This is a genomic window from Niallia yueguangensis (assembly GCF_052663115.1).
The window spans coordinates 21,448-27,928 of record NZ_JBQTCX010000038.1; the positions used below are offsets into that span (position 1 = coordinate 21,448).

The window sequence follows — 6,481 nt, forward strand, 5'->3', positions numbered from 1 at the left end:
AAAAATAGTTCCCTATTGCTGTAAATACTAACTTTCTTCTTTTATTTTGGCTGTTTTCGTATAGATTGTTGCTTTTAAATTCGCAGCCCGAATACTTCTTCTCCCATTTTTCACGTAAAAAAACAACAAACTTTGAGAATACAGCCTTTATTTTTTACTGTACAGACAGGGATGCCTCTTTTTTCAGTAAAAATTACTATAAATCTTGTCTTTTGAAATCGCCGTTTTTCCCACCTGTTTTTTCAACTAAATATGTTTTGCCGATTACCATTCCTTTATCCATGCTTTTACACATATCATAAACGGTTAACGCCGTAATGGACGCTGCAGTTAATGCTTCCATTTCCACACCAGTGCTTCCAACTGTTTTTACTTTTACGATAATGATTAATTTATAATCACTGGATTGTTTTTCTTTCCACTGATATGAAATATCTACACCCGTCAAATGAATGGGATGACACATTGGTATAAGGTCTGATGTTTTTTTCGCTGCCATAATACCCGCAACTTGAGCAACCGCTAAAACATCTCCTTTTTTCATTGTTTGCTCTGTTATTTTCTCATATATATCTTTACTAACTGTAATGCTAGATTTCGCTATTGCAGTGCGAACGGTTTCATGTTTATCGCTTATATCCACCATTTTCGCTCTTCCATCTTGATTAAAATGCGTCAATTCGTCCATTTAAAACACCTCTATGCAAAATGATACACTATTTTTCACATAATGTGTATTTAAACCTATATTTTCTATTTTAGCGTAAGAATTTAGTGAAATCCACCTAAAAAGGAATATATTTCTAAATACAAAAAACACATGTAAGCAAAAGGAAGGAAAATGACACTTTATTGCAGTATTAGAGTGTAGACAAAAAACTCATTTTTGCAGAAACCTCAGGCTGATCGAAAACGGTTGTCTTTCGAGGCGTGAAGCCTTGGGAGGAGCGGAGTTACCATGGTTGGGTAATGAGCATCCGAGTAAGGCGAACAACGAAGAAAGCGAGCGTTTGTCGACAGCCTGAAAATGACACTTTATTGCAGTATTACGCATTTTTAGGTTACACTTAATGTACATATCATCTGAGGTGAAGCAAATGATCTTATTACAAGTAAATCAGTTATCCAAGTACTTTGGAGCTGATCTAATCTTATCAAATATAAAGTTAGAAGTACAAACTAGAGATAGAATAGCACTTGTCGGCAGAAATGGTGCTGGAAAATCCACCCTTTTAAAAATGATTGCCGGTCATTTATCATATGATTCCGGAGAAATAATAAAACCTAAAAATGTGGAGATTGGTTATCTTGCCCAAAATACTGGATTAGAATCGAATTTAAGTATTTGGGATGAAATGCTTACAGTATTCAAAGCATTACAAGAACAAGAATTAGAGCTTAGAAAATTAGAACAACAGATGTCAGACCCTAATACAAATAGCTTCGAAAAAATACTAATAGAGTATGATAAATTACAGTTTGATTTTAAAGAAAGTGGGGGATATCAATATGAAGCAGATATTCGCTCTGTTCTTCATGGCTTAAATTTCAGCTCTTTTGATTATAATACGAAGATCTCTAGTTTAAGTGGGGGACAAAAAACAAGACTTGCACTTGCAAAATTATTATTAATAACTCCAGATATATTAATATTGGACGAGCCAACAAACCATTTAGATATTGAAACATTATCATGGCTGGAACAGTATTTACAAGGTTATAAAGGAGCTGTTCTTATTGTATCTCATGATCGCTACTTCCTAGATAAAGTAGTAACTCAAGTATATGAATTATCAAGGAATCATATTCAGAAGTTTATTGGCAATTACAGTGCTTATCTAGAACAAAAGGCTGAAAATTACGAACGTGAAATAAAATTATATGAAAAGCAGCAAGATGAGATTGCCAAGTTAGAATCCTTTATCCAAAAAAACTTAGCCCGCGCCTCAACTACGAAACGCGCACAAAGCAGACGAAAAAAATTAGATCGGATGGACCGAATGGATCGTCCAGATGGAGCAGAGAAGTCAGCTACATTTGGGTTTGGCATCGAAAAACAAAGTGGCAATGACGTTTTAAAAATTAATGAATTATCCATTGGATATGAAAACAATATCGTAGCAAGAAATGTTCAATTTCACATCAATCGTGGAGATAGTATTGCATTAGTAGGACCAAATGGGGTTGGTAAATCGACCTTGTTAAAAACGATTATTGCTAAGCTCCCACAATATTCAGGGGAGATGTCCTTTGGCACCAATGTTATGATCGGTTATTATGATCAAGAACAAGCAGAACTTTCTTCTAATAAAAAAGTGTTAAATGAGCTTTGGGATGAATTTCCCCTTAAACCAGAGAAGGATATAAGAACAGTACTTGGTAATTTTTTATTTTCAGGCGATGATGTTCTTAAAATCGTAAGTTCCTTAAGCGGGGGAGAAAAAGCACGATTAGCTCTAGCAAAGTTAATGATGGAGCGCCCAAACTTTTTAATATTAGATGAACCAACCAACCATCTTGATTTAGACAGCAAAGAAGTGTTGGAGAATGCATTAATTGATTTTCCTGGCACGATCCTATTTGTATCACATGATAGATATTTTATTAACCGGATTGCGACAAAGGTAATCGAATTGCAGCGTGAAGGATCTACAGAATTTTTAGGCGACTACGATTATTATGTAGAAAAAAAACTAGAGCAAGAGGAACTATTAGAACTTGCTGCTGCTACAGCGGTTGCGAAGGAATCTAGTACAGAAAATGATAAAAACTCCTATCAATTAGATAAAGAAGCCAAAAAACTAGAACGCCAGCGTGTAAGAAGAATTGAAGAAATAGAAAAGCAGATTGAAGAATTAGAACAAAAAGTCTCTACCAACGAGCAATTACTTTGTGAACCAGATATCTTTCAAGATCATGAAAAGGTGTATGAACTTAATAAGGAAACTGAAACCTTTAAAAATCAGATTGATAATCTTATGGATGAATGGACAGAATTATCAGATAAGTAAAAAGTACTGGATAGAATCTATCCAGTACTTTTTTTCCACATTTTTACCCACAGACTAATAGTTATTATATTAGCTTTCCACATATTTATTCACATTATCCACAGTTCCAACAAAAAATATTCACATTATCCACAGTTTTCTAAATTTTTTCACAATTATCCACATAAAAAATCCCCGTACTTTTACAGGGATTTAATCCTATACATCATTGATTGTGGATAGTTATGTCTAAACCTGGATTTCCATTTAAATTTAATGCTGCTCTTTGCCCTTTTTGATAAAAAACAGTTCCTGCCGCTGCAATCATTGCAGCATTATCTGTGCATAAAGATAATGGTGGAATCGTTAGTTTAATCCCAGGAGATGCTTGAAAAGCTTGATCTAACGCTGTTCTTAGTCCTTTATTTGCTGCAACTCCCCCAGCTAAAAGTACTTGCTTAACAGCAAACTCTTTTGCTGCCTGCACCGTTTTCGAAACAAGCACGTCCACAACACTTGCTTGAAAACTGGCTGCAAGGTCCTCCGGCTTGATTGTTTCTCCTCGCTGTTCTGCGTTATGCACAGTGTTGATAACTGCGGATTTAAGTCCACTAAAGCTAAAATCATACGTTCCGTCAATCCAAGCACGCGGCAGTTTTATAATTGTATTGCCATTTTGGGCTAACTTATCAATATGTGGACCCCCTGGATACGGTAAATTTAACGTTCTCGCCACTTTATCATACGCTTCTCCTGCCGCATCATCTCTTGTTTCCCCTATCACTTCAAAATGACCGTGTTCTTTCATATAAACCAGCTCAGTATGGCCACCAGAAACGACTAATGCTAGTAAAGGAAATTCTAAGTTATCCACAAGCTGATTTGCATAAATATGTCCTGCAATATGGTGAACTCCCACAATGGGGATATCATGTGCAAAACTTATCGCCTTTGCTGCATTAACACCTATTAATAATGCTCCAACAAGTCCTGGTCCTTCCGTTACGGCTATTGCCTGCAAATCTTGATAGGTTACATTTGCACAGTTCATTGCTTCTTCTATTACTAAAGTTATTTGTTCTACATGATGTCTCGAAGCAATTTCAGGAACCACACCTCCAAATCTTTTATGACTTTCGATTTGAGAAGCAACAACATTTGAAAGTATTTCTGTTCCGTTTTTTATTACTGAAACAGCCGTTTCATCACAACTAGTTTCAATTCCTAATACAAGCAAATCATTTGTCATTATATTTTCACCCACATTACTAATGCATCTTCTTGATTATCTGTATAATAATTCTTCCTGATGGCTCCATCTTGAAAGCCCAATTTTCTATACAAATTCTGTGCGATTTTATTGGATACTCTTACTTCTAATGTCATCGTAACAGCCCCTTTATTTTTCGCTTCCTGCATTATTTTTTTTAACAGTTTTTCTCCTAACTTAATTCCTCTATACTCAGGCAAAATTGCAATGTTTGTAATATGCGCTTCATCCACTACAATCCATACTCCACAATAACCTACTAAATGCTTGTTATGCTCTATTACCACATATGCAGCAAAACGATTTTGTGTTAGTTCATTGTAAAAAGCTTCTTTGCTCCATGGAGTAGTAAAAGACATTGTTTCAATCGTATATATTTCTTCAATATCTTCAACTGTCATATAACGAAAATTAACATTTTCCATTACCCCATGTCTTCCTTTTTACCTTTTTTATTTGCTTCTAACCAATTTGCTTCTGCCTCTGCCAACCGAATATATTCCGGAATAAAAGTATGTATTTCTTCATTCTCTTTTTCATTTCCCAACATGGCTAAAACCGATGGTCTAGGATTATAATCTGCAGGATCAGCTAATATAGCTTGCTCTCCTAATCCTGATAAAATAACCTCTTGATGTAAAGGTAGATCATTTCCAACAAATAATATTTTCTTTTGTTCTTTTTTTAACTGTTCAACCCAGTCTGTTGTTAAAATTAATTGATCTTCTTTTTTTTGTATACATTTTTTTTCCGAAAATTGATATAAACCAGTATATATTTGACCTCTTCTTGCATCAAATAACGGCACTACATTTCCTTCAAAATACTTGCCGACAGATACGGCTAATACTTCTAAACTCGATACCCCTACTAAAGGAATATTTAAAGTCCAAGCCAATGTTTTAGCAATAGTAACACCAATTCTAACACCAGTATAAGAGCCTGGCCCTTTGGCAACTACAATTTTCGTCAGTTCTTTCGGTTTTATATCACATTCTTTCATTAGCTGTTCAATCGCAGGCATTGCTCGAACAGAATGATTTTTCTTTAAATTGGTTATATATTCACCGACTACTTTTTCATTATCTAATAACGAAATCCCCAATACAAAATTAGAAGTATCAATTGCAAGTACTTTCATTAAAATAACTCCTTACATAATTGCATATACCTTGTACCATATGGAGAAAAAACAATTTTTCTTCCAGACTCGTTTTCATAGTATAAACAAATTTTTAAATATTCTTCTGGCAGCTGATCTTGAATTAAATGGGCCCACTCTACGACACAAACACCATCACCTTCAAAATACTCATCAAATCCCAAATCTTCAAATGAATCTTTGACCCGATATACATCCATATGATAAAGGGGAAGTCTGCCTTTATATTCTTTTATGATCGTAAAAGTAGGACTGTTTACTGTTTTGTTTATATTTAGACCTTTGGCCACCCCTTTTGTAAAGGTTGTTTTTCCAGCTCCTAAATCGCCTTCCAAGGTTATTACATCACCTTTTTGCAACAATGCAGCTAATTGTTCTGCTATTTTCATTGTATCTTCATGGTTTTGTGTAATCCATTCAAATTTATCCATGTACCATCACCTAGTTATTCGATATTTAGTCATATCCTTTATTATACTCAATTCATCTATCAGTCTAAAGCATGAATAGTTTTTTATTCATCCAGTTGTAGTAATTATTCTTTTAGAGGATGTTCAACAAGATCAGATGTCGTCGAACTTCTACTTTTCCGCTCCTCACATTTTAATATAGAGAATCTTCAACTGAAAATACTCACACCCTGTGGAAGTCCGGTGCTCTAAGCTTCATTCCCTTTAACTTTTTAATCGCACAATTTTAGAAAGAAGTCTTCTTGCCTAAGTACAATAAAAAATCCTTAGGTATTACCCTAAGGATTTTTTATTGTATGGTTGTTTATTGCGGAGGCAGGATTTGAACCTACGACCTTCGGGTTATGAGCCCGACGAGCTACCAGACTGCTCCACCCCGCGACGATAATAGTTAAATAATTTTGTTCCTGCCCTTTTATAATGTCCCGATTTCGGAATGCCTATTCAAGATGCAGTTCAATCGGTACAACTCGACGTATATTCACTGAAGTAAAGCTCGTTGCTCTAGCCCACGACGATATTATAATTGCCTGGCGACGTCCTACTCTCACAGGGGGAGAGCCCCCAACTACCATCGGCGCTGAGAAGC

6 protein-coding genes and 1 tRNA gene are annotated in these 6,481 nt (G+C 35.3%); 1 reads left to right on the top strand and 6 read right to left on the bottom strand.

The window, feature by feature from the left end:
• Nucleotides 1-196: 196 nt before the first annotated feature.
• On the bottom strand, nt 197-688 hold the full coding sequence (gene moaC / locus ACTYA4_RS21425; protein WP_443483462.1) for a cyclic pyranopterin monophosphate synthase MoaC: 492 nt from the start codon (nt 686-688) through the stop codon (nt 197-199).
• 409 nt (nt 689-1,097) lie between these two features.
• On the opposite strand from moaC, the gene ACTYA4_RS21430 reads away from it, so the two are divergent.
• Nucleotides 1,098-3,011: an ABC-F family ATP-binding cassette domain-containing protein gene (locus ACTYA4_RS21430; RefSeq protein ID WP_443483461.1), complete on the top strand. Its 1,914-nt coding sequence runs from the start codon at nt 1,098-1,100 to the stop codon at nt 3,009-3,011.
• 205 nt (nt 3,012-3,216) lie between these two features.
• On the opposite strand, the gene tsaD is transcribed toward ACTYA4_RS21430, so the two are convergent.
• The 5 genes from tsaD to ACTYA4_RS21455 all read right to left on the bottom strand — a co-directional run bounded on the left by tsaD (nt 3,217) and on the right by ACTYA4_RS21455 (nt 6,273).
• Complete coding sequence (gene tsaD / locus ACTYA4_RS21435; RefSeq protein ID WP_443483460.1) at nt 3,217-4,239, bottom strand: tRNA (adenosine(37)-N6)-threonylcarbamoyltransferase complex transferase subunit TsaD; 1,023 nt, start codon at nt 4,237-4,239, stop codon at nt 3,217-3,219.
• A complete protein-coding gene (gene rimI / locus ACTYA4_RS21440; protein WP_443483459.1) occupies nt 4,239-4,685 on the bottom strand; it encodes a ribosomal protein S18-alanine N-acetyltransferase in 447 nt (148 codons plus the stop codon). Before rimI ends, tsaD begins: the two co-directional genes overlap by 1 nt.
• Nucleotides 4,685-5,401 (bottom strand): tRNA (adenosine(37)-N6)-threonylcarbamoyltransferase complex dimerization subunit type 1 TsaB, encoded by a 717-nt coding sequence (tsaB, locus tag ACTYA4_RS21445; protein WP_443483458.1) that lies wholly within the window; start codon nt 5,399-5,401, stop codon nt 4,685-4,687. Before tsaB ends, rimI begins: the two co-directional genes overlap by 1 nt.
• Nucleotides 5,401-5,853 (bottom strand): tRNA (adenosine(37)-N6)-threonylcarbamoyltransferase complex ATPase subunit type 1 TsaE, encoded by a 453-nt coding sequence (tsaE, locus tag ACTYA4_RS21450; protein ID WP_443483457.1) that lies wholly within the window; start codon nt 5,851-5,853, stop codon nt 5,401-5,403. The genes tsaB and tsaE overlap by 1 nt, the downstream gene beginning before the upstream one ends.
• Nucleotides 5,854-6,199: 346 nt before the next feature.
• Nucleotides 6,200-6,273 (bottom strand) — tRNA-Met (locus tag ACTYA4_RS21455).
• Nucleotides 6,274-6,481: the final 208 nt, after the last annotated feature.